The organism is Dyadobacter psychrophilus (assembly GCF_900167945.1).
GTDB classification, from domain to species: Bacteria; Bacteroidota; Bacteroidia; order Cytophagales; family Spirosomataceae; genus Dyadobacter; species Dyadobacter psychrophilus.
Genome location: NZ_FUZA01000006.1, coordinates 306,213 through 332,303 on the forward strand (window position 1 = coordinate 306,213; position 26,091 = coordinate 332,303).

The 26,091-nt window shown below is 45.0% G+C and carries 25 protein-coding genes; 10 read left to right on the forward strand and 15 right to left on the reverse strand.

The annotated features are described in order from the left end of the window. The first annotated feature begins 51 nt into the window (after positions 1-51). Together B5X68_RS21310 and B5X68_RS21315 are read left to right on the forward strand one after the other, a co-directional pair. Positions 52-1,092: an aminoglycoside phosphotransferase/kinase family protein gene (locus tag B5X68_RS21310; protein ID WP_082216785.1), complete on the forward strand. Its 1,041-nt coding sequence runs from the start codon at positions 52-54 to the stop codon at positions 1,090-1,092. 45 nt (positions 1,093-1,137) lie between these two features. Then, entirely contained in the window at positions 1,138-1,986 is an 849-nt protein-coding gene (locus tag B5X68_RS21315) for a TIGR01459 family HAD-type hydrolase (protein WP_082216786.1), read from the forward strand. 11 nt (positions 1,987-1,997) lie between these two features. On the opposite strand, the gene B5X68_RS21320 is transcribed toward B5X68_RS21315, so the two are convergent. After that, positions 1,998-2,993, reverse strand: coding sequence for an N-acetylmuramoyl-L-alanine amidase family protein (locus tag B5X68_RS21320; protein ID WP_082216897.1), 996 nt, complete (start codon positions 2,991-2,993; stop codon positions 1,998-2,000). Positions 2,994-3,055: 62 nt separating this feature from the next. On the opposite strand from B5X68_RS21320, the gene B5X68_RS21325 reads away from it, so the two are divergent. Together B5X68_RS21325 and B5X68_RS21330 are read left to right on the forward strand one after the other, a co-directional pair. Then, entirely contained in the window at positions 3,056-4,597 is a 1,542-nt protein-coding gene (locus B5X68_RS21325; protein WP_082216787.1) for a YifB family Mg chelatase-like AAA ATPase, read from the forward strand. Positions 4,598-4,623: 26 nt separating this feature from the next. Then, complete coding sequence (locus tag B5X68_RS21330) at positions 4,624-5,286, forward strand: Uma2 family endonuclease (RefSeq protein WP_082216788.1); 663 nt, start codon at positions 4,624-4,626, stop codon at positions 5,284-5,286. A 3-nt stretch (positions 5,287-5,289) separates the two neighbouring features. Here the strand turns inward: B5X68_RS21330 and B5X68_RS21335 are convergent, their stop codons facing one another. The 3 genes from B5X68_RS21335 to B5X68_RS21345 form a co-directional block, all read right to left on the reverse strand. Further along, positions 5,290-6,045 (reverse strand): hypothetical protein, encoded by a 756-nt coding sequence (locus B5X68_RS21335; protein ID WP_229208518.1) that lies wholly within the window; start codon positions 6,043-6,045, stop codon positions 5,290-5,292. 192 nt (positions 6,046-6,237) lie between these two features. Further along, positions 6,238-7,059: an enoyl-ACP reductase FabI gene (locus B5X68_RS21340; protein WP_082216789.1), complete on the reverse strand. Its 822-nt coding sequence runs from the start codon at positions 7,057-7,059 to the stop codon at positions 6,238-6,240. 114 nt (positions 7,060-7,173) lie between these two features. Continuing rightward, positions 7,174-8,193: an alpha/beta hydrolase gene (locus B5X68_RS21345; RefSeq protein ID WP_082216790.1), complete on the reverse strand. Its 1,020-nt coding sequence runs from the start codon at positions 8,191-8,193 to the stop codon at positions 7,174-7,176. A 63-nt stretch (positions 8,194-8,256) separates the two neighbouring features. Here B5X68_RS21345 and B5X68_RS21350 point away from each other — a divergent pair, with 63 nt between their 5' ends. From B5X68_RS21350 to B5X68_RS21360, 3 genes are all read left to right on the forward strand, one after another. Continuing rightward, positions 8,257-8,943 (forward strand): response regulator transcription factor, encoded by a 687-nt coding sequence (locus B5X68_RS21350; RefSeq protein ID WP_082216791.1) that lies wholly within the window; start codon positions 8,257-8,259, stop codon positions 8,941-8,943. A gap of 135 nt (positions 8,944-9,078) precedes the next feature. Then, the gene (gene hemB, locus B5X68_RS21355) at positions 9,079-10,059 is read left to right on the forward strand and encodes a porphobilinogen synthase (RefSeq protein WP_170916698.1); all 981 of its coding nucleotides are present in this window, start codon (positions 9,079-9,081) and stop codon (positions 10,057-10,059) included. A 39-nt stretch (positions 10,060-10,098) separates the two neighbouring features. Further along, positions 10,099-11,625 carry a M20/M25/M40 family metallo-hydrolase gene (locus B5X68_RS21360; RefSeq protein WP_082216792.1) on the forward strand — a complete coding sequence of 509 codons (1,527 nt, stop codon included), beginning with the start codon at positions 10,099-10,101 and terminating at the stop codon, positions 11,623-11,625. Between the two features lie 96 nt (positions 11,626-11,721). On the opposite strand, the gene B5X68_RS21365 is transcribed toward B5X68_RS21360, so the two are convergent. The 5 genes from B5X68_RS21365 to B5X68_RS21385 form a co-directional block, all read right to left on the reverse strand. After that, positions 11,722-12,453: a hypothetical protein gene (locus tag B5X68_RS21365; protein WP_212568028.1), complete on the reverse strand. Its 732-nt coding sequence runs from the start codon at positions 12,451-12,453 to the stop codon at positions 11,722-11,724. Between the two features lie 48 nt (positions 12,454-12,501). Then, on the reverse strand, positions 12,502-14,682 hold the full coding sequence (locus B5X68_RS21370; protein WP_082216793.1) for a S9 family peptidase: 2,181 nt from the start codon (positions 14,680-14,682) through the stop codon (positions 12,502-12,504). 81 nt (positions 14,683-14,763) lie between these two features. Further along, positions 14,764-14,943 (reverse strand): type II toxin-antitoxin system antitoxin, encoded by a 180-nt coding sequence (locus B5X68_RS21375; RefSeq protein WP_082216794.1) that lies wholly within the window; start codon positions 14,941-14,943, stop codon positions 14,764-14,766. 1 nt (position 14,944) lies between these two features. Beyond that, entirely contained in the window at positions 14,945-15,808 is an 864-nt protein-coding gene (locus tag B5X68_RS21380; RefSeq protein WP_082216900.1) for an SPFH domain-containing protein, read from the reverse strand. A 131-nt stretch (positions 15,809-15,939) separates the two neighbouring features. Further along, positions 15,940-17,388: an energy transducer TonB gene (locus B5X68_RS21385; RefSeq protein ID WP_082216795.1), complete on the reverse strand. Its 1,449-nt coding sequence runs from the start codon at positions 17,386-17,388 to the stop codon at positions 15,940-15,942. A 177-nt stretch (positions 17,389-17,565) separates the two neighbouring features. Between B5X68_RS21385 and B5X68_RS21390 the strand changes: the two genes are divergently transcribed. Continuing rightward, positions 17,566-18,438 carry a UDP-2,3-diacylglucosamine diphosphatase gene (locus B5X68_RS21390; RefSeq protein ID WP_082216796.1) on the forward strand — a complete coding sequence of 291 codons (873 nt, stop codon included), beginning with the start codon at positions 17,566-17,568 and terminating at the stop codon, positions 18,436-18,438. Further along, entirely contained in the window at positions 18,435-19,541 is a 1,107-nt protein-coding gene (locus B5X68_RS21395; protein ID WP_082216797.1) for a glycosyltransferase family protein, read from the forward strand. Before B5X68_RS21390 ends, B5X68_RS21395 begins: the two co-directional genes overlap by 4 nt. Here the strand turns inward: B5X68_RS21395 and B5X68_RS21400 are convergent. The 6 genes from B5X68_RS21400 to B5X68_RS21425 all read right to left on the reverse strand — a co-directional run bounded on the left by B5X68_RS21400 (position 19,528) and on the right by B5X68_RS21425 (position 25,496). Beyond that, entirely contained in the window at positions 19,528-20,007 is a 480-nt protein-coding gene (locus tag B5X68_RS21400) for an META domain-containing protein (RefSeq protein WP_082216798.1), read from the reverse strand. The genes B5X68_RS21395 and B5X68_RS21400 overlap by 14 nt on opposite strands. Positions 20,008-20,011: 4 nt before the next feature. Beyond that, positions 20,012-20,596, reverse strand: coding sequence for a hypothetical protein (locus tag B5X68_RS21405; protein ID WP_082216799.1), 585 nt, complete (start codon positions 20,594-20,596; stop codon positions 20,012-20,014). 26 nt (positions 20,597-20,622) lie between these two features. Further along, on the reverse strand, positions 20,623-21,924 hold the full coding sequence (locus B5X68_RS21410) for an LVIVD repeat-containing protein (protein WP_170916699.1): 1,302 nt from the start codon (positions 21,922-21,924) through the stop codon (positions 20,623-20,625). 191 nt (positions 21,925-22,115) lie between these two features. Beyond that, on the reverse strand, positions 22,116-23,351 hold the full coding sequence (locus B5X68_RS21415) for a serpin family protein (protein WP_082216800.1): 1,236 nt from the start codon (positions 23,349-23,351) through the stop codon (positions 22,116-22,118). A gap of 77 nt (positions 23,352-23,428) precedes the next feature. Continuing rightward, positions 23,429-24,958, reverse strand: a complete 1,530-nt coding sequence (locus tag B5X68_RS21420) for an outer membrane beta-barrel protein (RefSeq protein ID WP_229208513.1) — start codon at positions 24,956-24,958, stop codon at positions 23,429-23,431. Then, positions 24,927-25,496: an RNA polymerase sigma factor gene (locus B5X68_RS21425; RefSeq protein ID WP_082216802.1), complete on the reverse strand. Its 570-nt coding sequence runs from the start codon at positions 25,494-25,496 to the stop codon at positions 24,927-24,929. The genes B5X68_RS21420 and B5X68_RS21425 overlap by 32 nt, the downstream gene beginning before the upstream one ends. A 283-nt stretch (positions 25,497-25,779) precedes the next feature. Between B5X68_RS21425 and B5X68_RS21430 the strand changes: the two genes are divergently transcribed. After that, positions 25,780-26,076 (forward strand): muconolactone Delta-isomerase family protein, encoded by a 297-nt coding sequence (locus B5X68_RS21430; RefSeq protein WP_082216803.1) that lies wholly within the window; start codon positions 25,780-25,782, stop codon positions 26,074-26,076. Positions 26,077-26,091 lie beyond the last annotated feature (15 nt).

A 26,091-nucleotide genomic window follows, 5' to 3' on the forward strand; every position in this document is an offset into this window, starting at 1 on the left:
GCTTTTAAAGAGCCTAGCATCAACATTTTGCAGTGCCCAAATACATTATAAATGCGTTTAAAAGATTATCCTGAAATTATCCGGAAGGCCTGGGCAGGGTTTGATAATTCTATTGGAGTTAAGTTTGTAGAAGATATAAGTGCCAAAGTGTCAACGAACCACGTATTTCGTGTGACGCTGGATAATGATGATATTGTTGTTGCCAAGCTCTCCTATTTCGGCAAATACGAGCATTTCAAAGAGGATCACAGGATCATTCAGGCGCTTGCCAATAATTTGCTTTACCCGTTTGAAAATGTGCTTGCCAGGTCGCTCGTCAAGAATAACCAGGTTTATACATATCGTTATCAGGAAGATTTTGTGGATACGTGGGTCGTTTTCTATAACCCGATCCGGGCAATGAACCGGCTTCCAAAAAGACTTAATGAAGAACAGATCAAGAAGTTAGGCAACGAAACTGCTAAATTTCACCTGGCTTGTCTCCGTGCTGGAAAGTCTATTCCAAAATCGTCCAAAAACTTGCGTACGGACATTCAGCATTTACTGGAAATTCTGGATTCGGACACGGGACAATATGAACACCGCGGTTATATCCAGCTTTTAAAAAGACAATGTGATATTTTCATGAAGAATATCCAGCGCCTTAATGTAAGCTCATTCGATAAAATGCCCGTTTTCGTCGACTGGAACATTGGAAATTTCTCGGTTACGGATGATTTGAAGCTGTATTCCCGATGGGATTATGACTGGTTCCGCGTTTCTTCCAGGATTATGGATTTCTATTTTTTCGCCCGTGTTTGTTCCAATGTGGGTGACAGGACGGTTTTTAGCTATCTCCTGGGGCCATTGATGGAAGACCGGTTTATGATTTTCCTCAAAGAATACCACCAGGTCTATCCGCTCACTATCAACGAAGTCCGGTTTATGAAGGAAGCTTACCGGTTTTTTATTTTGAATTATGTTATCAAATACGGGAAATACTTCTTCCACCGGGCCTATTGTACCAAATTACAGAAGGAAGCATACGAACTTTATTTTCCTTCGATCGACGGCTTTGACGAAGACAAAATCCTGAGGGCGCTTAATTTATAGCCGAATTTCGCTCTCATTTTATTCACTCCTAAGACACCAGCAAGAATGATCCTCGACAATTTTAAGTCTGTAATATCAAAATATGAAGTAATCTTCTTCGACGCTTTTGGCGTTTTAAAAACATATAATGGCCTTATTCCAGGCATTGAGAACACATTTGCTTATCTGCGGGAAACTAACAAAGATTTTTATGTGGTTACCAACGACGCCTCCCGCAGCCCGGAACAGTTGGCCGAATCCTATGTGAAATTGGGAATAAACGACGTGACGCCTGACCGCATCATTTCTTCCGGAATGCTGGCAAGGGAATATCTCGAATTAAAAGTGAGAAAAGGCGTCGTGGCGTATCTTGGAACGGATAATTCCGCACATTATATTGGATCAACAGACCTTAAAACGCTTTCGATCAGGGAACTGGACCTTAATTCAGTGAATGATGTGAATGCATTGGTTTTCCTGGACGACGAAGGTTTTGACTGGAATACGGATTTGACAAAAACATTGAATTTGCTTCGCAAGCGCAACATTCCGGTTATCGTGGCCAATACAGACAAAACTTACCCGGCTTCCAAAAGCCGCTTGTCCATTGCAGTTGGCGCACTGGCAAAAATGATCGAAGACACGATCGGCAGACAGTTCATTCGCTTCGGAAAGCCTGATCCTCAAATGTTTATCTTTGCATATCAGCATATCAAAAATTATCCGGATGTCAGCAAGCAGAACATCTTGATGGTCGGCGACACATTGCATACGGATATATTGGGCGGTAATAAATTTGGTCTGGACACGGCACTTGTCTTAACAGGCAATACGCAGGCAGAAGACGCCGAGGTTCGTATAAGGGCGACCGGAATCATTCCAACGTACATTTGTGTTTCCGCAGTTGTTGAATAACAGCCAATTAACTATTTACGAAGCTTTACGTAATACTCTTCGACGCGTTGTGCTTCCTGACTTGCTTCCGTTTTTTTACCTTGTAACTCTAAGATTTTAGCGCGGTTTGCATGACATTGTGCCGCGACAGGAGAATCGGGAAATGACCGGGCAGATCTTGTAAAGAGATCATAAGCTGCACTTAATGATGCCGTATCGTTTTTGGTCATCAGGCGCTCAGCATCCAGATAATCCTGCTTCCAACGCTTTGCAATCGGCGTCATTCGCTCTGCTTCCTGAAATACAGAGAACGGCGGGATTGCTTGCACTTTGGAATTTTTTGCTGTAATGTTCGTGGCTGGACTAGCAAAAAATGCATCCAATGCTTCCGTGTAAGCTTTTGCTTCATTGCGGTTGTGCGTCTCCTGTTTCAACTTCTGCTCTTCGTTAGCATTTGTGAAAAACGAGGCCTCGGCGAGAATCGCTGGAATTCCATAAGTATTTCTCAAAACAGAAGCCCCCGATGTTGCAAAAACGGTAAAATCCGAAACCAGCGAAACAGGTGAATCCGGCTTGTGTAAATAGGTTAATAGGCGCGACGCAAGTTCCTTTCCCAAGTCGACACTGGCAACATTCTCCGATGCATTTCCATGGAAATAAATAATGGGAAAATTCACGGAGGAATCCGCTGTTGCATTATGATGTATGGACACAAAAACGTCGGCCTTATTATCAACAGCAAGTTTGGCCCTTTCGGGTAAAGTAACCACCTTATCCTCCGTTCGCGTCATAATCACCTTCGCACCTTTTTCTTCCAACATTTTTTGAAGAAGCAACCCTACCCTGAGATTAACCCACTCTTCACGCTCACCTGACGGGCCTACGCGGTAACTGTCTGTCAATGCCGTTCCTCCATGCCCCGGATCAATGCAGATGATCTTTCCTTTCAATGACTGAGTGGCTTTTTGCGGGAATCCCGGAGTCGTAATCGTAACCAGAAATAGCAATAACAGGAAGAAGTTTTTCATGGGAATAGGATTGAATTTGTCGATAAAATAGGCATTTTTGCTGAAATTAAAATTACACACACATGCTTGCTAAAACTTACGGAAGTGCCGTTTACGGCGTGGATGCGACAATCACTACGATTGAAGTAAATGTAGCCCAGGGAATGGGCTTTTATATGGTCGGGCTGGCCGATAGTTCTGTGAAGGAAAGCCAGCAGCGTGTTGAGGCCTCGCTCAAATATTACGGCTACAAAATGCCGCGGCAAAAATTGGTGGTTAATCTCGCCCCTGCCGACATTCGGAAAGAAGGCTCCGCGTATGACCTTCCCATTGCACTCTGCGTGCTCCAATCCTCAGAACAGCTGAATTGCCAACACAATCTCGAAGACTATATTATCCTCGGAGAACTTTCGCTGGACGGGATTTTACGACCGATTAAGGGCGTTTTACCCATCGCGATTGAAGCGCGCAAACAGGGTTACAAAGGTTTTGTGCTCCCTGCCGAAAATGCGCATGAAGCTGCAATTGTCAATAACATTGATGTTATTCCGGTAGAAACGCTCACGGACGCCATCGCTTTCTTCGAGGGCAAATCCGATGTTCAGCCCATCGTCGTGGATACACGCGATTTATTTTTCACTTCCCAGAATGAGTATGATGCTGATTTCGAGCATGTTCAGGGACAGGAAAATATCAAACGGGCTTTGGAGATCACTGCTGCTGGCGGGCACAATGCGATTATGATCGGTCCGCCGGGAGCTGGAAAAACAATGTTAGCAAAGCGCATTCCAAGTATTTTGCCACCATTAAGCCTGCCGGAAGCATTGGAAACTACAAAGATCCATTCTGTGGCGGGAAAGTTAGGCAAAAGGGCCACGCTTGTTTCGCGACGGCCATTTCGGGCACCGCATCATTCCATTAGCGATGTCGCGCTGGTGGGCGGCGGGAGCTTTCCGCAGCCCGGAGAAATTTCCCTCGCCCACAACGGTGTGCTTTTTCTGGATGAGCTGCCTGAGTTCAAACGTTCGGTGTTGGAAGTAATGCGGCAGCCGCTGGAAGAGCGAAGGGTAACCATTTCAAGGGCGAAAATGACCGTTGAATTCCCAGCCAATTTTATGCTCATTGCGAGCATGAATCCGTGCCCTTGTGGTTACTATAACCATCCCGAAAAGCAATGTGTTTGCGGTCAGGGAGTAGTGCAGAAGTATTTGAATAAGATTAGCGGGCCACTTTTGGATCGCATAGACCTGCATGTTGAAGTCACGCCTGTATCGTTTGACCAGATAGCTTCTACCCGAAAATCTGAAAGCAGCGAGCAGATCCGGACGCGTGTCATTAAAGCGCGGGATATGCAGACGGAGCGATTTAAGAACAGTAAAGAGATCTATTCCAACGCCATGATGTCGCCGGAAATGGTAAAGGAAATCTGCCAGATCAGCGATCCCGGAAAAGCTCTCCTACGCACCGCAATGGAACGCCTCGGCCTCTCCGCCCGCGCTTACGACCGCATCCTTAAAGTATCCCGAACCATCGCCGACCTCGCCGGAAGCGCCGACATTCAAGTACAACATCTGGCCGAGGCTATTCAATACCGGAGCCTGGATCGGGAGAATTGGGCTGGGTGAAACACCACTATTAAACCTTAAAAAATATGAACCAAACTTACAAGGAATTAAGAGAAGATGCACTTGCTACGCTGCTTGCGCAACCCGATGTCTATTTGCTCATCGAAAAAGTTACTAGTGTTTTAAGAGAAGAACAACTTTTGCTTTCTAACTTTTACATTAATAATCTAAGTGGAAAAAGGAGCGAATTCATCAATGGTTCTATTATACCTATTTCGTTATCCGCTTTGCAGGAAGAAGTTTGCTTGATGCTTGGCAGGTTGCTGGATGAATTCATAACTGATATTTCAACGAACTTCCTAGTGTTTAATACAATGGTTGCTTTTGGAAGAAATTGCTATCAGCCAAATATAAGCTTTTATCGTAAAGATAAGATATTTTCCATCGAGACATTACCAGTCCTCCCCCCTCCAAACTTAGTAGTTGAAGTACTTGGCCCTTCTACACAATTGTCGAATAGAATAATCAAATTCATCGATTACCAAGCCCACAAAGTCGAAGAATATTGGATAGTTGATCCTCAAAACCATACCATTGAACAATATCATCTTGTGGAAGGAGAGTATGTTCTTATATTAAAATCTTCACAAGGCTTTGTTGAAAGCTTTGTTATTAACGGGTTTAAAATTCCTGTCGTTGCTATCTTTAGTGAAGCAGAAAACTTGAAAGCACTTCAAAATCTATTATAAAACTCAAAGTTCCTCTACGCTTACCCCACCCAATTCCTGAAATAATGTTTGCCAGTAATGCGTTACATGCGGATTATTTTCTTTGGTGGATGCTGTGGCTTCGAATGGGGAAACAATGGTTACCTGTGGTGATCCGATTGCGTATTTTTCCAGCTGCTTAACATCTTCTTTCGCGTCTTTTTCCGCTTGTGAATCGTCTTGCGGAGGCCTAATGTGAAAATCCCGGCGATTCGCGCCTTTCACACTTTCAATCATATCACTGAAATAATACACTTTCACTTCCGAACCGCTTTCGCCAGCTTTGGCAATAACAGGCAAACTAGCCCAGATATCGGTTGAAAGATTAGAAGCGCCTGTGTTCTGCTGGTTTAGCTTAGCAAGCAATTGCCTTAGGTAAATGCTTTTTTCCTTTTGTAACGAAAGCTGAAACGCAGTTTCGATTCCTTCACGGTCCGTGGCGTTTGAACCTTCCATATTGTCCTTTTCACTTCTGACGGTCAGAGATAATGCGCGTGCTTTGGAAGTGTTTTCATGGATAAAGTAAACTTCCAGCTTATCGCCCTTATTCTTCATGTTAGTCTCGATAATGTCCGTTAACGTCTGGCGATATTTGTCGTTGACATATTGTTTGTCGACGTGCACACTTTGTGTTTTATCCAAAAAAACCAATGTATAAACCGGCGCATCGGCTACTGCGGGTTTTTCTTCTTCTTTGTCTCCTCCGCAAGATGCAAGCGAAAGCATTGTGATGGAAAGCATAATCAGCTTCCAGTGAAGCATTAAAGACTTTTTTACCTTAAAATCCATAGGGTCAATTTATTTAGCGAAACTAACTGGTTCACAAATATTACACAACGCGAAACGGAGGTTTGGTTGTATTATTTTATACAAAAACAGAAACCCTTCAAAACGTGTGCCTTGAAGGGTTTCAAAATTTTATTCCAGTAAATACTATTTGTGCTGATTCTGGATCATAGTAACCAGTTCCTCAGAGATCCCTGTTGAAGAATAACCACCGTCGTGATACAGGTTTTGCATTGTAACAAAGCGTGTCAGGTCGGAGAACAATGTGATCGCGTAATTAGCGCAATCGTCGGCTGTTGCATTGCCTAACGGGCTCATTTTCTCTGCAAAGTCATAAAAAGCGTCAAATCCTTCGATTCCTGAACCTGCTTTTGTCTTGGTAGGAGACTGGGAAATGGTGTTAACTCGCACATTTTTAGCTTTTCCGTAACGGTAACCATAGCTGCGCGCAATGCTTTCCAACATGGCTTTCGCTTCTGCCATATCGTTGTAAAAAGAGTATGTGCGCTGCGCTGCAATGTAGGATAATGCTACAACCGATCCCCAATCATTGATCGCGTCCAGTTTTTCGCCAACCTGAAGAAATTTATGCAGCGATATCGCCGAAATATCAATGCCTTTCTGAAACCATTCGTAGTTCAAATCACCATATGACTTACCCTTACGAACATTGACAGACATCCCGATCGAATGCAGGACGAAGTCAACTTTTCCGCCCAGGATCTCCATGGATTGTGTATAAAGATTTTCGATATCCTCGACAGAAGTGGCATCGGCGGGAATAATCTGTGCGTCGCATTGTTTGGCCAGATCATTAATAGCACCCATTCGCATGGCGATCGGCGCGTTTGTTAATGTAAATGTGGCTCCTTCTTCTTTTGCTTTCAGTGCTACTTTCCAGGCAATCGAATTTTCGTCCAATGCGCCTGAGATAATTCCCCTTTTTCCTTTTAATAAACCGTAAGCCATGTTTTCCTTTTATAATTGATTAATTAGGATAGTCCGTTTAAGGCGGCAAAGTAAAGCATTTTTGGCTTGCTAAACCAGATTCTTTGCTGCATCCGCATTTTCAAAGCCATGAAATCAAGGCTGTAAAACGCTATTTTCTACTGGTTTAAGGTGCAGCTTTTGTTGAAAAAACGAATCTGTGGCCTCATATACACTTTTTAAGTCTCTGGACCGTAACCGCGACGCAATCACGTGGTCGCCGCTTTCAGGAAATGCTTTCAAAACTTTCTGGTCATCGGGTGTGCCCAGCTCCGGAAACATTTTTTCAATGGCTTTTACAGAAACGACTTTGTCCTGCTCCTCTTCATTTTTGTAATAATAACCCACAAAAATGGGCATCTTAACCTGTGCGAAAACTTCCGGCCGCGCAATCGCATCCATCATTTGCTGTAATGTGATCAGGCCATTGGTATGATAACCTTGCAACCAAAATTGTGCGCGCTCAGGAATTGTATCTTTCGTCCGGTTGTATTCACCGATTGCCGAATGCAAAATCTGCTTGCCCCAGGGACGCGTTATCAGTTTCAATGTCGGATTTGCCACTTCAAAACATGGCGAATAAAGGACAACGCCTTTGATTTCAGGATGTGTAGCGGCTAAGTAAGTTGTTAACAGGGCACCTGCCGACGTCCCTATGACAATTACACTGTCGCCCAGCACTTTACCGATGGCTAATGCACGTTGTGCGCCTGCCATAAAATTGGCCGGAGTAAGGTCTTCCAAAGCGCTCGTATCGCTGATACCGGCATCGTGCATACGCGCCAGGTAAAGGTTAGCACCGTATTTTTTTGCAAGGTCTTTATGGATCGGATCGCCTTCCGCCCAGCTCGCCCCAAAGCCATGAATGTAAACGAAACTGTATGTTGTTTTTTGCTTTTTGGACGAATCAGCCCAGATAATGCGCGCTTCGTTGTCGGGTTTCAGACCCGGCGTTGCCTTCTCGGTGCTGATCACCTCCTTCTCCAATGCAGCTAAATCGGATGTTACCGAGGGTAAAACAGGCGTAAGATTTGCCTCCGGAACTCTCGGGCCGACCATGTAAATAATGCCCAGAACCGCGATGATTCCAATGATCCAAAATAGGAATTTTAACATTTTTTATGAGTTAAGAAGGTATATCAATATTATCTTGCAAACATAATTTAATTATCCTTTCCCATGCCTAATCTTTTACTCGTCGAGGACGATGCCAACCTGGGATCTTTACTTCAGGAATATTTGATAGATAAAGGCTTTCCTACCGATTTAGCTACTGATGGGCAAAAAGGCTGGCAATCATTTGTTGACAAAACATATGATCTCTGTATTTTCGACGTAATGATGCCGAAAAAGGACGGATTTTCACTTGCCAAAGAAGTGCGCATGAGCGGTCGCGATGTGCCGATCATCTTTCTGACTGCAAAATCCATGAAGGAAGACACCATGCAGGGTTTTCGGGTGGGCGCTGATGACTATGTTACCAAGCCTTTTGATCGCGAAGAACTGCTGCTTCGCATTGAAGCCATCCTTCGGCGCTATAAAAAACAGCCTGATAATCAAGAAGAAGCAAAAATATATCAGGTAGGTCAATATTCGTTTGATTACAGCCATCAGCAGCTTTCTGCCAACGATAAATCGGTGAGACTGACAAGCAAGGAATCCGAATTGCTCAAACTTTTTTGCCAAAACCTCAATCAGCCGATCAGCCGAAGCTTTGCCTTGAAAATGATTTGGGGTGATGATTCCTATTTCAATGCGCGCAGTATGGATGTTTACATTACCAAATTGCGAAAATATCTGCGTGAGGACACTTCTATTCAAATCATGAACCTGCACGGTGAAGGTTTTAAACTAATGGTTGGGTAAGGCTGTCATTGGATTTTGGGTGAAGAAATTTCAAAAAACGTTTTCGCAGGGAAACTCTAACATTTTCCGCGTGGTTCTTTACTTAGTACAACAGTAAAAAAGCCGACAGCAACCGCTGATCGCCGCAAGCCAATCATGATCAATTTAGCCCGTCGCCCACGACGCAATAGAAAATCTGCCGGAATCAGGGATTTGGTTCAGGAAACGACGCTTCAGGTTTCTGATTTTATTTATCCAATGTTCGTTCAGGAAGGTTCTAACCTCAAAATAGAGGTGAAATCCATGCCCGGAATTCATCGCTTTTCGCTGGATAATTTGCTTGAAGAGCTGAAAGAAGTCACAGATCTGGGCATCCGCGCCATTGATCTTTTCCCCAATTATGCGGAAAGTAAAAAGGACAGATTCGCCTCTGAAAGTTACCGTGAGCATACATTCTACCTCAAAGCGATCACCGCCGTTAAGGAAAAATTTCCTGAACTGGTGATCATGACGGACGTTGCCATGGATCCTTACAGTTCGGACGGCCACGACGGACTGGTTGAAAATGGGAAGATCCTGAATGATGCCACGCTCGAAATCCTGGGTAATATGTCGCTGGCACAGGCAAAAGCTGGCGCCGACATCCTGGGGCCAAGTGATATGATGGACGGGCGCGTTGGATACATCCGCAAACATCTTGACGATCATGGATTTACAGATGTAAGCATTATGTCATATTCGGCTAAATATGCCAGCGCATTCTACGGTCCATTCCGTGATGCATTGGAATCCGCTCCTAAATTTGGGGACAAAAAAACCTATCAGATGAACCCCGCCAACAAGCGGGAAGCATTACTGGAAGCGCAGCTGGATTTTGAAGAAGGTGCTGATATGCTGATGGTTAAGCCCGCATTATCTTATCTCGATATTATCCGGCTTTTGGACGAAAATTTCGACATTCCCATCGCAGCCTACAACGTTTCCGGCGAATACGCCATGATCAAAGCCGCCGCCGCAAATGGCTGGCTCGACGGCGACCGCGCCATGATGGAAGTCCTAACCAGCATCCGCCGAGCCGGCGCCAAATGCATATTGACGTACTTTGCCAAGGAAGCCGCGGTGATTTTGAATGGATAATCACTATCTTCCAAGCTGATAAAACAATAAATCCCGCCCATGAAAAAAATAATTTTATACGCGCTCTGTCTGGGAAGTGCGGCGTCGCTGCCTGCCTTCTCCCAAAAGAAAACCAATTCCTTACCCGAATTCCAAATAAAAAAATCTGATACCGAGGCGCATATGCGGTTTTTGGCGGCGGATGAGTTGTTGGGCAGGCGGACCGGGGAGCAGGGAAATCTGGTTGCGGCCCGATACATTGCCGAGCAGTTTCGCAAGCTGGGTGTGGTTCCGGTTCCTGGAAACGGGACTAATAATGCTACTTATTTCCAGAGTGTTCCTTTCGAGAAAATGGGCTCGAATGGTAGCGGGGAGATTATTGCGGATGCCGAAATCATGAAAAGTGGAGAAGACTGGCTCCTGATGAATGGCGAAGCTATGAGCGTGAAAGCGCCGATCGTCTATGCTAGTTTTGGTCTGGAAAATGCGGCCAAAAACCAGGATGATTATAAGGGCCTGGATGTAAAAGGTAAGATCGTGCTCGTGGAAAGCGGCACGGCAGAGACGCAAACTCCACGCGAAATCATCAATACTTCCAATGAAAAGCGGAAAATAGCGATGGATAAGGGTGCCATTGCGATCATTGAACTTTTCAATGCGCCGATTCCATGGAATGTGGTTAGCAAATCATTTGGTGGAGAAAAACTGGCGTTGGTAGAAACGGATGGTGCCGCAGCTAAGTCTATTCCTCATGCCTGGGTTAATGGCAAAGAAGCCAGGTACGCACGTGCCTTGCGCGCTGTTAAGGAAGTGGAATTCAAAACGGCTGGGAGGAAATCGCAAATTGTCGGAAGTTATAATGTTGTAGGCTACATTCCTGGCTCAGATCCGAAATTGAAACAAGAATATGTGCTTTTAAGCGCTCATTATGACCACGTTGGCGTGGGCAAGCAGGGCGGACAACCATTTACGGCGGAGGATAGTATTTTCAATGGGGCGCGGGATAATGCATTTGGAACAGTTGCGCTGCTGACTGCGGCTGAGGCGTTGTCTAAAAATCCGCCAAAACGCTCTGTTTTAATCGTCGCTTTGACAGGCGAAGAAGTTGGCTTGCTGGGAAGCAAATATTACGCCGCTCACCCGCTGCTGCCATTAAACAAATGCATTTTTAATATGAATTCCGACGGCGCTGGCTATAATGACACCACCATTGTTTCGGTAATGGGACTGGAAAGAACGGGCGCCCGGGCTGAAATTGAAATGGCCTGTAAGGCATTCGGTTTCGGCGTTTTTGCCGATCCTTCACCAGAGCAAGGCTTATTTGACAGATCTGATAATGTAAATTTTGCCAAAGAAGGAATCCCCGCTCCAACATTCACGCCTGGTTTTAAGGAATTCAACGGCGATATCATGAAAAATTACCACCAGGTTTCCGATAATCCGGAGACGATTGATTTCAACTATCTGCTAAAATTTAGTCAGGCTTATACATATGCAACGCGACTGATCGCTGACAGGAAGCTGGCGCCGCAATGGAGCGTCGGCGACAAGTATGAAGCGGCTGGGAAGAAATTGTATGGGAAGTAGCATTGTCATGCTTACGTCATTCAACTTGTCATGCTGAGCGGAGCCGAAGCACGTTGCTGGGGAGTAGCGTGCTTCGACTCCGCTCAGCATGACAAGTTAGTTGACGGTCGAGTTCCTGTTATAAAAATCAAATACGTTTTTCAAAACAAGGTCGCTCTTCAAGGTGGCCTTGTTTTCTTTTAAGTAGCTTTCGATCTCCTTTCCTTTATCACCCATCAATGCTAAAAGCGACTTCTTACCAGCATTAAACTTCTCTGATTTGCCGTTTGAGATAACATAATAATCGCTATCCAACCGCACGATTGTGTTTTTCTGCCCGGTTCCGAAGCCTGGGTTGTAGTTCGGTTTGGTGATTTTTGGTTTGTAGTGTTTTACTAATGTGAGTTTTCCAGAACTGAGTACTTCGCACATGCCTTTAAGATCCGTATTTGGAATGAGAGACTTAATGCTAACAAAACGCTGCGCGTTTCCATTATTTTTGGCTTCAAAGCTCTTCAGATAGCTGGCTTTGATCACCCGCACGTCATTTTTGTTAGCCAGCACTTCCAGCTCGTCGTTCAGGACATTATAGCGAATGGTTATGCCTGAAAGACTGTCGGATTCCAGGCCCCCAAACTGAGTAACAGGCGCGTTGAGTTTTACAGACCCTTCATGCCACAACGAATCAATGTAAAAGTCGCCAACCACATTAGAGGACTCCGTCGGTGACGTCCAGAAAACACCGGACCTGTCGGCGTTAAGCCCTTTTCCTGTTGCTACGCCAACTTTTGTTCCTTCGCTCAATTGTGCGTTTACAGCGCCGACAGACAGTGTCAGCGCTGATATCATACAAAAAAAGTATTTCATCTGGCTAAACTTATATTTTACAGGTCAACATTATCTTGCTCCCGGAGGGCAATTCTTTTTAAGATAATCGGTGAATAAGCTTCTTAAATGCCGGGATGTTCCCTCGCCCTCCGAAATTCCGTGCGAACGGTTGGGATAAGGCATGAATTGAAATACTTTGTCATTTTTAATTAACTCATTCACAAGCATTTCGGCATTTTGATAATGCACATTGTCGTCGCCTGTTCCATGAATGTAAAGCAAATTTCCCCGAAGATTTTTAGCGTGGGTGATCGGCGAGCCTTTTACAAAATCTTCGCGGTTCTCCTGCGGAACGCCCATGTAACGCTCCTGGTAAATGTTATCATAAGTAAGCTGATTCGCCACAGCAGCAACGGCGATGCCTGTTTTGAAATGCTGCGGATATTGGAATAACAAATTCAATGTAGAAGAACCGCCCCCGCTCCATCCATGCACAGCAACACGACTGGTGTCAATGAATGCATATTGCTTGAACATGGCCGTCGCCGCGCCGTCGATATCCTTAATGTTGATTGTACCGATGTTCTTGTAAATGGCTTTGCGCCAGGCGGCTCCTTTCGGGGATGGCGTCCCGCGGTTATCGACAGATGCGTAAATGTAACCGTCATCCGCCATGCTTCCTGAATATAATCGGTTGCGCCCCGTTCCATAGGTGTCTTTCACCGTGCTTCCCGCAGGCTCGCCGTAAACCATGAACACAATCGGATATTTCTTGGCCGGATCAAAGTTCGTTGGCTTCACCATCCAGGCGTCGATTTCAATTCCTTCTTCTGTTTTAACCTTGAAAAATTCAATGTTCAGCTTGGCGGCATTGATCTTGTCGGCTGATTGGGCTATCGAGTTTGCCGGGTCTATTGAAACATGTTTAGGTAGAGATATCCACTCCTGCAATGGTGCGGTTTTAGCGTTGGAAAACTGATGTCTCGCAAATTTTCCTCCCGGCGAAATCTCATAACTGTGCGTTCCGGATTGATTTGCAGGCGTTAAACGCTCCGGCTTACCTTTACCATCCAACGAAATTCTGTACAGATAGGCCTGCGTAGCATTGTCTGGCGATGCCGTGAAATAGTATGCATTGCTTTTTTCATCGATCCGCACGGGGTTGATCATATCAAAATTTCCGATTGTGACTAATGTCTCCTTTTTTCCATCACGGCTTATGCGATAAGTGTGACGCCAGCCGTCTTTTTCGCTTACCCAAAGAAATTCCTTGCCATTGTTAATCCAGTCCCAGCCCATCGGATCGTTCTCCCAACGGCTTTTTATATCGATCCAGGCAGCGTCTTTTTCAGTGTAAAATGGTGTTGCGCTGCCGTCGGTTGTGTTGATGTATAGCAGCGTGCTTTCGTTTTGCTTGCGGTTCAATTGCTGGATAACCAGTTCATTAGGCATGCCCGACCATTCCATTCTGGGCACATAAGTATTTTGCGGATCTCCGGGAATGTTCATCCATTTGGTCTGCGCACTTGTAATGTCCACAACACCGATTTTGTACGGAGAAGGTGTTTCACCCACTTTTGGATATTCAACAGGAACATTAAATGAATAAATTGAATCTGTGGTGTTGATCATCAGGAAATTACGGATCTTCCGCGCATCCAGCTGCCAGTAAGCAATGGATTTGCTGTCTCCGCTCCAACGAAATCCATCGCGGCAATCGAATTCCTCTTCATAAGCCCAATCGAATGTGCCGTTAATGACGCGATCCGTTCCGTCGGTTGTAAGTTGTTTTATTTCACCACTTTGAATGTCCTCTGCATACACATTATGCTTGCTTACATAAGCTGCTTTCTTTCCGTCGGGAGAGAATTTAGCAAACATTAACGAAGATTCGGGCAATCCTTTTCCAAGTTGTTTCAGCGTCTTACCGGCAACATCAAAAACCCAGTAATCACCACGCGTCTGATAGCGCCATACACGCTTTGAGTTGGTGTATATCAACACTTTATCACCGGCCTGGCTAATGGTATAACTTCTGATTTCTATGGGCGACCCGTTCGCTTTTTTAAGCAAATCCTGCGCAACGATCACCTTTTCTTGTCGGGATGGCAGTGCAGTTTCAACAATTCCCTGCTCGGTTACGTCGCGATAGCCCGCTCCGTCGGGAAGCCATTGAAATGTATCAGGGATTTGGGAATAAAGTTGAAAAGAAAGAAATGTAAGGATTAATGTGTTGACAAAGTGCTTCATAAGAGCTATAAAATATTAGATAGTAAGACAACTAAGTTAGGCATTTTTGAAATAATGATTTGCAAAAATACCATTAGCTGCCTAATCTGCGTCCTCCGGCCTGGTGTCTTTTTGCTTTGCACGCTTTTGCTTTTTCAGCGCTTCGCTCAGCAGAAATTCGATCTGGCCGTTCAAACTGCGGAAATCCTGCTGTGCCCAAGCTTCGAGTTCTTTGAGCATATCAGGATTCACGCGTAAAACAAATGCTTTTTTTTCTGCCATATTATGGATACAAAGTGCCCGCGTTCAGGATTGGGGTCGCCGCTTTTTCGCCGCAAAGTACAACAAGCAAATTGCTTACCATAGCAGCTTTCCGCTCTTCATCCAGCTGGACAATTCCTTTTTCGGAAAGCATTGCCAGGGCCATATCCACCATTCCGACGGCTCCATTCACAATCTGCCGGCGTGCCGCTACAACGGCCGAGGCTTGCTGGCGCTGTAACATGGCTCCCGCAATTTCCGGCGCATATGCCAGGTGACTAATGCGTGATTCCAGCACGTCAATGCCTGCACGGCTCAAACGTTCGGTCAGTTCCGCTTCCAGCATTTCGTTGATTTTCCCACTTCCATCCCTTAATGTTACTTCCTGAATTTGTAAATCCTCTTCTTCCATCGTATCGTACGCATACACGCCGGCAAGGTGCCTTACAGCTGCTTCGGACTGGATTTCAACATATTTTACATAGTCATCCACTTCAAATGATGCTTTTGCCGTATCGCCAACGCGCCAGACTACAACCGCGGCGATTTCAATGGGGTTACCCAGTTTATCATTGACTTTTAATTTCTGTCCATTGAGGTTTCTGGCGCGCAAACTTATTTTTTTTCTGCGAAACAAAGGATTAACCCAACGCAGGCCGCTCTGCTTCATGGTGCCCATATAGTCGCCGAAGAAAGTGGTCACGACAGCTTCATTGGGGTTAATGACCGTCAGGCCGATCAGAATAATAAACCCTATTCCGAAGACAAGGCCGCCACCAAGCGCGCTGCCAGCTGCTGCAACCAGGCCGACGCCACCAAACATTAAAAGCAGGCCGAGCCCAAACAGCGCATAGCCTGATGATGATCGTAGTTCTTTCTCATTCATGGTCATATTTTTGATAGTAAAGTGATATCACAATATTATCAAAGCAAGATCACATTTCACTATTTTTTGGTATAAAAAAATTCCAAAGCTTTTTGACTGGCTTTGGAACCGGATAAGTGGCAGGATAAGTTCTATTGCAGCTGGAAATTAACAGGCAAATTGTATTTTACAGGCACTATCTTTCCACGTAAAACGCCCGGATCCCACATGCCGCTCATTTTCTTAACAACACGCAAAGCTTCTTCATCAATGCCGAATCCGACACCTTTCAAGACCTTGTAATCGCACATGCTTCCATCTTCGCAGACAACGAAAGATAAAAATACCCGCCCGCTCACACCTCTTCGCGACGCCTCCGAAGGATATACGATGTTTTCTCCTAAAAACCTGTAAAAATGATTGATACCGCCTTTGAACTGCGGCTGAATAACGGCCTGCTGATAAGTTCGCTTTTGCCCGTCCTCATAAGCTATCCCTTCCTTTAAAGTTCCATTATCGTAGGTTTCATCATAATGCACAGTGCCATCCTTCCATTTGCCTTGCCACTTTCCATCTTTCTTTCCCTTAACAACAGGTCCCTGTTCCCAAAGCAATTTTCCTTGGTACAGCCTCGTCACAGATTGCCAGTGACCTTCTCCGTCCTTCACCAGTTGCATTCCGTCACTGGTCCAAGCGTTCGCCAAAATCCTTTCTCTGTATTCATTCGGCCTCGGCACCGGATCTTCCGTCACAGATTTAATCTGCCCATTGTCAAACCAAGATAAATGCAGATCTGCGCTATCAGTCGGCACATGCAAATCCCTTACCATTCCGCTCAAATCGTATTTTTTGATCAAAGAAGCTTTGTTATTCGGACCATATTCTGTGTAGGAAATCAACTTTCCGTTCATCTGGAAGATTGCTTCCGACGAATGACTTGCTTCATTATCATCCCTGGCAAACACGAGATAAGCTTTTACAGAATCGGCCCCATTTTCCAGAAAATCCATATGATGCCAGATTTCTTTCTTCTTAAATGGCACCCGGGCGACTTCCTTCCACTTTGAACCTTTTAATTGTTCATAAATCACATCTTGTTTAATGTAACCCTGCTCATTCACAGGCATTACGCTCCTGAATTCATATTTCTTGGAGTCCGTCGTGAGCCTGTATTTACTGTCAAAATAATTGACCAATGCAAATTTTGAGCTGTCGAAACTGGTGTTTGCAGGTGTTTTGAAACTAATAGGATAAACGATCGATTGCCTCACTTTTTCGCCTTTTATTAAAGCCGGCTTCCATGCTTTATACAGCCTCAGCACACGGACTGCTTCCTTATTAGTAAGTGAATCCAGGCCCCTGGAAACTTCCAGCTGCGACATGCTTCCATCCGGCTCGACAACTCCTTTTACATAAACCCGGCCATTAATGCCTTTAACCGAACTCAAAAACGGAATCTGAATATTGGTAGCAATGAATTGCCCAAGCTGACTGTGACCGCCAGCCGGTTCCGCAGGTTTTTCCACTTCGTGCTGTAAGTAAATTTTTTGGCCAAAAACCGTTGCGCTGCAAAGGCAAAATAAGAGAAGAAGTCGCCGCATGATCTTTAAAAATGTTCAATCAAATATAAAAAAAGTATCCTTTCTAAGTTTCTATGTAACCGCAAAAAACACCTAAATACTTCTACAAGCACATTCTGAGGGTTTTGATTCATTTTCTTAACCATCTGATAACCTGTCAGTAACATCCAGGTAATGTTAAATAAGAATATTTGTAATATGGGAGACACAACTCACTTTCGGACAATCATCATTTCTGACTTACACCTGGGAGCAGGTGGTTCGAAGGCAGAAGAGGTTACTAATTTTTTGAAAAGCTATTCCTGCAAAAAGCTTATCCTCAACGGTGACATTATTGACGCCTGGCAGCTGAAAAAATATGGCGTCTGGAAACGGAAGCATACTATGTTTTTTAAGCGGGTGTTAAAAATGATTGAGGAAAATAAGACCAAAGTGATTTACATCCGCGGTAATCACGATGATTTTTTAGATCAAATCATCCCCCTAAGGCTCGGAAAGCATTTCCAGATCCGGAAAGATTACATTCTCAGTTCAGGTTCTCAACGATATTACATTACACACGGAGACGTTTTTGACTCCATAACCACCCATTTAAAATGGCTCGCTTACCTGGGCGATATGGGCTATACATTCCTTTTGTGGGTTAATAAGCTTTATAACAGATATCGGGCATGGCGCGGGCTATCGTATTATTCCCTTTCGCAGCGCATTAAACAGTCTGTAAAAATGGCTGTTAATTACATGACCGATTTTGAAGAAAAACTTACCGAGCTGGCCCGGTCCAGAGATTGCGATGGCGTGATCTGCGGGCACATTCACCACCCTGCGATCCGTGAAATTGACGGGATTATGTACATGAATTCCGGGGACTGGGTGGAAACACTGAGCGCATTGGTTGAAGATTTTGAAGGAAACTGGAGCCTGCTTTATTACGATCAGCACACCGTTCAGGAAAAGGGATTTTCGAAAAAAGCAGCTCCAAAAACGATCATTGAAGACTTCCCCGGCAGCATTCAAAAGCAGGTTGCATTCTCGAGCCTGCTTCCCGGGAAAAACCAGCGATTCCTATGAAAATTCTCTTTCTCGTTCAGGGAGAAGGACGGGGGCACCTCACTCAGGCCATTTCGATGAGCCAGATTTTGCGCAATGCGGGCCATGAAATTGCGGCGGCAATGGTGGGCGTATCGCCTGGGCGCGTTATTCCGGCTTTTTTTGAAGAGCAGGTTTCAGCGCCGGTTTTTCATTTTTCCGCGCCAAATATTGTGTATAACAGTCAGGTTGCCGGGATTAACTTGAAGGCCACTGTTTATAACTTGCTCAAAAACCACACTGAATATCTGGCTGGTTTGCGCCTGATAAACAACACGATAGAAAACATTAAGCCAGATTTGATCATCAGTTTTTATGAGACGTTCAGCGGCTTGTACAATGTCTTATATCGCTCCAAGATTCCGATGGTTTGCGTGGCGCACCAGTATCTTTTGCTGCACCCAAGATTCATTTTTCCAAAAGACAGCAAGATCAGCCAGCTCATCATTAACTTCAATTCAAAGCTTACTTCCTGGCTTTCTGCAAAACGTCTTGCGCTGTCATTTCGGGAGATTGAGTCCAGGAACGACCTGAAAATAACGGTTGTTCCGCCGTTGTTGCGTAAGGAAGTGATTAATATGCACGCGGTTAGTGAAGATTTTTTTCTGGTGTATATGACGCACCACAGTTTGAGCAAACAGATTATTGAATGGCATCTGTCGCATCCTGATGTGAAGTTGCATTGCTTCTGGGATAATGCCGAGGTTTCTGACGAGTTTGTCTTTGACGAAACATTAACATTTCATCGCATTAACAGCAAAAAATACCTGCATATGCTGGCGAGCTGCACCGCGCTTGTTACCACGGCAGGTTTTGAATCGGTTTGTGAGGCCATGTATCTCGGCAAACCGGTTATGATGGTGCCTGTTCCCAATCATTTTGAACAAGAATGCAATGCTATGGATGGCGTGATATCAGGCGCTGGGGTTACTTCCAAATCTTTCAACCTATCGATAATGCTTGACTATTTGCCTAAACATATAGATCAGTCTCAAAAATTCCGCTCTTGGTATCACCGTGGAGAAGCTATGTTTCTTAAAGAAATTGAGGCTTTTGGCAAGAAAAACGAGGCTACTGTTTCTTGAAAATCATGCGGTATTCGCCATTCTGAAAACCCAGAACCAGTTGATTGCCATTCCGCTTATAACTTCCTGTGGCTCCCGACGCGAGCCAGGCTTTACCGCTCCATCCGGGTTCACCCACTTTTGTCCCGCCAAATGTATCGATCGTCAATCCGCATGCTGATGAGATCGTGTAAGCTCCTTCAATTTCATTCGCAACGGTATGACCGTTAATCTTCCCATCTTTACCAGAGTCAGTAAATGTGAAAACAACGCCCCTGCCCTCAATATCGGGATCACTATCCAATATTCCGCTCACATTGTTCTGGTAAGCAACCAGCCGCCACGTGCCGCTGAGCGAAGCCACGTCGCTGCATGGCGGCATGGCGCAGCATAATCGCTGCTCACCTTCCGCATCCGAATCGGAACATTGAAATGCCGTTAGTCCAAACAGCAATGTGAACGAAATGAGTGAAATGACCTTTTTCATGGCTTTAAAAGCTAATTCCTAACCTTAATGCTAATCTGTTATACACCCTATCTTCCGACCGCTCTACCTGATCCCAGAGCGGAAACTTGTCTATGTGCGCTTCCTGTCTTTTGTAACTCACTGTAAATGTAACTGCGGGGCCGCCCGCTTTGCCCATTCTTAGGCCTAATCCGGGATTTAACATTAACCCGCCCTTTGTCCGGTAACCTTCAATATCATCCTGAAACCATGCAAACCCATATCCTACGTCTGCCGTTGTAAACAATCTGACACCGCCATTTTTGGTCAAATCATATCTTATTCCGCCGGAAATAGGCGCTAGCAAGGCTGTTTTGTACCAATCAATGCCGGCTGTCACGCCGGCGGAGAGGCGGTTGCTGAGCATTACGCCGTTGAATGTCTGCAATGTAACATTCAGCCGGTTTTCCAGGATCTCATCGCCCGGACTGCCGGGAAACTGATATTTTACCCTGCCAAACAGCCCGCCAAACTCCGTATGGTTCGTGTATTTGAGCGGGACATGGTTTTGTGCCTGCAAGCTGCCAGCCATAAGCCAACAGCCTATAATAATAAGAATTGCTGCTTTCATCGAGTGGTTTTTGAAAGTGAACTGGCCTAAATCGCTTTGCCAACCGGAATTTTGCCAAGCAGGCGCAGGTCCTTCGGATTGCTGGAATCGTATTGATAGAATCCGTCTTTCCCGATCAGCAGCAGTGTTTTTCCTAATGAAATCACGTCGTAGGCATCCACGTCTTTGAAGTGTGCGAGCAGATTTTTGTCAATTTTGAATTTGTCTTTTACATCAAAAACTTTGAGCCCGTGGGCACCCTCGCAGAGATATAATGTAGGAGAATCAATGCTTAATCCGTGCGGACTTTCCATCTGATAGCTTTTAATAAGCTGCGGTGAGGAAGGATTGCTCACATCAACAAGGTCAAGCTGATTTTGTGTTCCAGGACAAGCAGTTCCGCTCCTGATGGTCACATAAGCAATGTTATCCTGCACCACAACCGGGTCGCAGGCACGCCCATGCTGAAACGTGGAAAGTTGTTTGGGTTCGGCAGGATTGCTATTGTCAAAAATGAACATGCCTGTGGCAGAGCCTATGAAAAGCTTGTTCTCGTAAGGGAAAATGGTTTCTATGCCCCATCCAAAATTCACGGTCGCAAAATCCTTTGGCTTTGAAGGCGTTGCAACATTAAAAAGATGCAGGCTGCTTTGTGTAACCGTGTAAAGAAAATTCTGATGCAGTGCAAAGCGCGCCATGGACCCGGCCTGTCCTTTGCTTCCACCCGAACCAGGCGCAGATGCCGACGAGGCGGAAGACATAGCGGTCGCGAAAGCCCTCTCGGCTAGCCAGCCCCGTTCCCACCAGGAACTCGGGTTTACGCCATCCTCGCAATTCACAGTCACGGTTTCAGTTACAAAATCTACATTCTGGTCGTTAATAGCACCTGTGGTTTCGTTTAATGTCCAGATGCCGCCATCGAAATTTCCGTTTTTAAAAACATCCTTAATCCGCTCCATTTCCTTAGGATTCTGAGGATCGCTAATGTCAATCGCGACGAGATCCGAGAAGCTGTCAGCATACAAAATGTTGTCCCGAACGGCCATATCGCCGTTTCCCGGAATGCGTATGAAGGTGATAAATTCGGGGTGCGACTTGTCTTTGTTGTTGATGATGTGAATGCCTTCTTTTATCTCATTTACAAACAGATAGTCGCCCTTAATGTACATTTTTCCAGGACGTTCAAGTGATCTGGGCGACTCGGTTTTCAGCATGGTCCGCAGTTCCATCACGGAGCGCGTGACATTGGTGAAGCGCCTGGTGACACGCGTTTCCTTGCATTGATCGTTGCATGACCAGGATGTAACGGCGGCAAAGAGGATAAATAAATGTAGAAGTTTAGGTTTCATGACGGTTAGGTTTAGAGGATAGTAAAAATCACATTTATACTCGGTTTAATGCATGACACGGCTATTTTATAAATGGTTGTAACTCAAAACAAAATCGTCCGAAAGCAAGGCCTCCGGACGATAACGCACCCCGAAAATGCCAGGACTACCGGCATTTTTTATCTTTAATTTTTTGTGGCTAATAGATAATGCTACTTACTTTCAGGGTTCTTGATCCTACCCATGAAAAGGATTGTATTGGATGTATTTTCACTGATGATTAATGCAAAAGGACGGTCACAAACGATTGGCTGGTTAGGGCCGGCGGATGTGACACTGACACCTATCGAAGTTACTGCGGCAGCTTCTGTTCCTTTTTCATCTATGCCCAGATAGGTGTCTTGCTTTACGAAATCCACAAACAGGTCAGCGGTCGCATTAATTTTTCCTAGTTCCGCTGCCGAAGTGAATGCTTTCTGAATGCCCATCTTTTCCAAAGTTTGTTTCAGCTGAGCCGAATATTCCAATGTAAATCTGGGTAGGCCCACCTCAATATTAGCTTCCGGCCATCCTTTCCGCAAGTTTTCCCAGTCGCTCGCATTGAAGTTGGTGAGCATTTTATCCACCGTATTCTGACCCTTTGGAACGAGTAATGTCATATTAAACTGCCCATTCGCATAAGGCAGCTGGACTGCGGAATAGGCTTCGGTGCTGAGGGTCTTATATTTTGATTTGGCAAACATCATTTTAACCGGCTTGCCGCTTCCATTTTCTAGTTTAAAAGTTTCGTCCCTCGTGTTCTTGGCATCAAACTGATATTTCCAGTCTCCCTTGAAATACAAAGCGTTGAGCAGGAACATCACGTGATCAGGTTGGATCTCTTCGATGACTTGTTTGATCTTACCATTCGTTTTATCGCTCGCCCACTGATTAATCTTGTCTTTGGCAGCATTATCAAAGTGAAGGCCTGTCGCCTCAGCATTAAATGAATTTTTCAAAACTGATTGAAAATCCGGCTTCACCGTAAATCCGCTTTTGTACCAGAGTGAATTGGCCAGGCCAAGATTTACTTTTGAATCAGCAACCGGCAGGTCGTTGATCAATGTTTTGTAAGCATTGTTGAGGTCCGCAAGTGAAACGCCTTCCATTTCGAGGGCTTTAAGAATTTCATCCGCGGTTTCCTGTTCGGCGCCGTTCAACAGCATCCCTAATGCCATATGCAGGCTCAGCGGCGATACGAACAGGTTTTCTCCCGGAGCCTGTGTTTGCTGTAATGTGTGAAGGAAATTAAATGAAAATTCATTCGTTCCTTCCGAAATGCGGGCTGGAATCTGAACCGGGTAAATTGGGTCCGGCAAATTATCCGGACCGGGGTTGTCGTTTGTGCAGCCGAAAATTGCGCCTGCAACGACACCTGGGATTAATAATGATTTAAGGATCTTATTCATGGCTAATAGATTATCTGAATCTACATTATCCTAGAACCACCAAATCAAAAAATGGTTGGAAGCTAATCCGAATTATTTCAAAAAGAATAGCGCATTCCCCATGAAATACCATACAAATAAGGACGGGAATCCAGACTTTGGTTAGACCGGAAGCCGGACGTTACCGATTTTTGGTAAGATCCCGTCAGGTTAGCATTCCAGCGTGTAGAAAGCCTGTAATTGAATCGCAAGCCTGTGGTGGCGGCCCAATTCATGCTTCTGTATATTTCGTCGCTGGCTTTGGTGGTAATAATTTCACCTGATGCCGATTCCAATTCATTGCTGAGAAAGAAATTGGCCATCATTCCACCTAAAATCGAGGCATTGAATTTTTTCTCGGGATAAATTGTGAATCCGGCTTGAACGGGCAGTTGCAGATATTGATAGTTATTGCTTACCGTTTTGGCTACATCAATGTAAAGTGCCCCGTTATTGACAAAATCAGCTGTTTTGTCTCCGTTCATTCCTGCAAAACCCGGTGCTACGCCGGCGTAGGCATTCTCTAAAACATTTGCCGACTTATTACTGAATGCATTCATCACATAGCCACCGCCCTCGTAAGTTGAATTTCCTTTCAGGTAACTTACGCCCATTTCAACCGACCAATGTTTGGAAAGCTTCATTCCCCCCTGCGTTTGCACAGCGTACGAAGCGCCCGCCTCGCTGGTTCCTGAAACAGCCCTCCGCGTGGATAGTGATTGCCCTGAAAAGCCAACGGGAGCCTCTTTAACTTTAAGGTTTGGATTAAATGATGCTGGCATAAGGCTCAGCGCGGCATAGTATTCAGTGTTTTTCGCAGGCGCAACCGGCTCCTCTTTGGTAGTCACTTCGGGACGGAAGAAAACGTAGCGTTTCTGCATATGAATGTCCAGATCGCTGTAAGGCGTTGTCGGCAACAATGCGAGCGCCATCGTTGATTTTTCTGGTTCAGTTAACGTCGCGCCCTGTTCCTTAACGAACGCATTGCCATCTCTTTTTTCAGCCAACTCGCTTCCCGCAGCCGGGGCAGATTCTTTACCATCTGATCGTAATACACGGCTACTCACTCCATCTGCAGTGCTTTGTGCAGATTTTTCAAATGCCAATCCTTGATTTCTATCACCAATTTCCGGCTTAACAATCGTTCCTGGCTTAATGCCGGTTTCCGGCTTATTGACAGTTTCCGGCTTACTCAAAGTGTTTGACTTTTCAGCTTTATTTTCCTCTAATGCCAACTGTTCTCTGCCAGCATCCGCATTTATCTCAGCTTCTGCCGGCTCATTTTCAGGCGATACGGATTCTTTTGCGTTTTGCTTAGCAGCAGCGATTTCTGTGTTCACTTTATTTCCCTTCAAGCCTGAATTGGAATACCAAATCCCGCCCCCAACCAATAAAAGTGCCGCAATGGAAGCTGCTGCATACCATATTTTAGACGACTGCCACCAAAGCGGCAATATCGCTCCTCTGTCTTCCTGATCAAGCCGCGCCTCAATGCCCTCCCAAACTGATTGAGGAGGAGCTTCGGAGGCCTCTTTCAAAGCCTTTCGCCACTGATCTTCAAAGTTGTTTATCTCGGACGGATCCATCATTAAATCTTTTTTCTTTGTTCAATTTTTGTTGAAGAAGCCCTCTTGCACGCGCATATTGCGATTTTGAGGTTCCTTCTGATATGCCCAGCTTTTGGGCTATTTCATTGTGCTGATAACCTTCAATGGCATACAGGTTAAATATTGTCTGGCATCCAGGCGGCAACTCTTGTATTACTTCCAAAAGCTGTTTTAACTGAAAATCCCCCAATGTTACTTCCTTATCAGCAATGCCATTATGGTGTAAATCAATGTCATCCAGGTCTTTCAAATATTTTTGCTGCCTCAGATGGTTCAACGCTGTGTTTACTACAACAGAACGGAGCCAATACTCTAACGGGCTATCGTTTCTGAAAGAATCTATGTTTTCATATATCTTAATGAACGCATCTTGTAAAACATCCTCCGCATCCGTCCGGTTTTTAGTGTACCGCAGGCATATAGCAAACAGCTTGCCCCCGAAGACGTCATAAAGTTGTCTTTGGGCAGTCCGGTTGCGCTGCTTGCAGCCTTGCACTAATTCCTGTTCGTTAAAGGTCATCCGAAGTTTAGGGGTGCTTCGTTCGGTTTATTTTTATTAAAATCAGCACCGCTATCCCAAAGATAGTTGAATACTGCTTCATGGCTAACGCATTGCGCAATTCTGAACAAGGCAATTCGTAATAGGTTTGACACGATGGACATTGAAATGGTTGGAAAAAGTAAAAAAGGTTTTTTGAGAATGTTTACTACATTACACGCAGGAACTAATCATTGACGCATATCCTTTTAGTAAAAGTGAAGTAAACGCTAAGGTATTTCTGTACACCTAACTTCTATCACCTATGAGCCAATACATGGTTGAAATTCAACTTCCGGCCGTTATGTCGGAAGATTTTACAGCGAAAATACCTGCTCAGAGAAAAAAAATTAATGAAATGATGGAGCAGGGACGACTGATGTCCTATGCCCTTTCGGATGATTATTCCAGACTTTGGTGCGTGGTAAGGGCAGAAAGCGAGTTTGAAGTAATGTCGCTCGTTTCGGAATTTCCGCTGATTGATTATATGGATCCAAAAATATCCAAACTCATGTTCAACAATGTTGTTGCGCTGAGGCTGCCGATGTTCTCGCTGAACTAAGCATTTTAAAATAGA

Excerpts from the sequence above, each read along its gene's own strand:
- B5X68_RS21310 (WP_082216785.1), top strand. The coding sequence starts at position 52 with ATGCGTTTAAAAGATTATCCTGAAATTATCCGGAAGGCCTGGGCAGGG.
- B5X68_RS21315 (WP_082216786.1), top strand. The coding sequence starts at position 1,138 with ATGATCCTCGACAATTTTAAGTCTGTAATATCAAAATATGAAGTAATC.
- B5X68_RS21320 (WP_082216897.1), bottom strand. The coding sequence starts at position 2,993 with ATGAAAAACTTCTTCCTGTTATTGCTATTTCTGGTTACGATTACGACT.
- B5X68_RS21325 (WP_082216787.1), top strand. The coding sequence starts at position 3,056 with ATGCTTGCTAAAACTTACGGAAGTGCCGTTTACGGCGTGGATGCGACA.
- B5X68_RS21330 (WP_082216788.1), top strand. The coding sequence starts at position 4,624 with ATGAACCAAACTTACAAGGAATTAAGAGAAGATGCACTTGCTACGCTG.
- B5X68_RS21335 (WP_229208518.1), bottom strand. The coding sequence starts at position 6,045 with ATGCTTTCCATCACAATGCTTTCGCTTGCATCTTGCGGAGGAGACAAA.
- B5X68_RS21340 (WP_082216789.1), bottom strand. The coding sequence starts at position 7,059 with ATGGCTTACGGTTTATTAAAAGGAAAAAGGGGAATTATCTCAGGCGCA.
- B5X68_RS21345 (WP_082216790.1), bottom strand. The coding sequence starts at position 8,193 with ATGTTAAAATTCCTATTTTGGATCATTGGAATCATCGCGGTTCTGGGC.
- B5X68_RS21350 (WP_082216791.1), top strand. The coding sequence starts at position 8,257 with ATGCCTAATCTTTTACTCGTCGAGGACGATGCCAACCTGGGATCTTTA.
- hemB (WP_170916698.1), top strand. The coding sequence starts at position 9,079 with ATGATCAATTTAGCCCGTCGCCCACGACGCAATAGAAAATCTGCCGGA.
- B5X68_RS21360 (WP_082216792.1), top strand. The coding sequence starts at position 10,099 with ATGAAAAAAATAATTTTATACGCGCTCTGTCTGGGAAGTGCGGCGTCG.
- B5X68_RS21365 (WP_212568028.1), bottom strand. The coding sequence starts at position 12,453 with ATGATATCAGCGCTGACACTGTCTGTCGGCGCTGTAAACGCACAATTG.
- B5X68_RS21370 (WP_082216793.1), bottom strand. The coding sequence starts at position 14,682 with ATGAAGCACTTTGTCAACACATTAATCCTTACATTTCTTTCTTTTCAA.
- B5X68_RS21375 (WP_082216794.1), bottom strand. The coding sequence starts at position 14,943 with ATGGCAGAAAAAAAAGCATTTGTTTTACGCGTGAATCCTGATATGCTC.
- B5X68_RS21380 (WP_082216900.1), bottom strand. The coding sequence starts at position 15,808 with ATGAATGAGAAAGAACTACGATCATCATCAGGCTATGCGCTGTTTGGG.
- B5X68_RS21385 (WP_082216795.1), bottom strand. The coding sequence starts at position 17,388 with ATGCGGCGACTTCTTCTCTTATTTTGCCTTTGCAGCGCAACGGTTTTT.
- B5X68_RS21390 (WP_082216796.1), top strand. The coding sequence starts at position 17,566 with ATGGGAGACACAACTCACTTTCGGACAATCATCATTTCTGACTTACAC.
- B5X68_RS21395 (WP_082216797.1), top strand. The coding sequence starts at position 18,435 with ATGAAAATTCTCTTTCTCGTTCAGGGAGAAGGACGGGGGCACCTCACT.
- B5X68_RS21400 (WP_082216798.1), bottom strand. The coding sequence starts at position 20,007 with ATGAAAAAGGTCATTTCACTCATTTCGTTCACATTGCTGTTTGGACTA.
- B5X68_RS21405 (WP_082216799.1), bottom strand. The coding sequence starts at position 20,596 with ATGAAAGCAGCAATTCTTATTATTATAGGCTGTTGGCTTATGGCTGGC.
- B5X68_RS21410 (WP_170916699.1), bottom strand. The coding sequence starts at position 21,924 with ATGAAACCTAAACTTCTACATTTATTTATCCTCTTTGCCGCCGTTACA.
- B5X68_RS21415 (WP_082216800.1), bottom strand. The coding sequence starts at position 23,351 with ATGAATAAGATCCTTAAATCATTATTAATCCCAGGTGTCGTTGCAGGC.
- B5X68_RS21420 (WP_229208513.1), bottom strand. The coding sequence starts at position 24,958 with ATGATGGATCCGTCCGAGATAAACAACTTTGAAGATCAGTGGCGAAAG.
- B5X68_RS21425 (WP_082216802.1), bottom strand. The coding sequence starts at position 25,496 with ATGACCTTTAACGAACAGGAATTAGTGCAAGGCTGCAAGCAGCGCAAC.
- B5X68_RS21430 (WP_082216803.1), top strand. The coding sequence starts at position 25,780 with ATGAGCCAATACATGGTTGAAATTCAACTTCCGGCCGTTATGTCGGAA.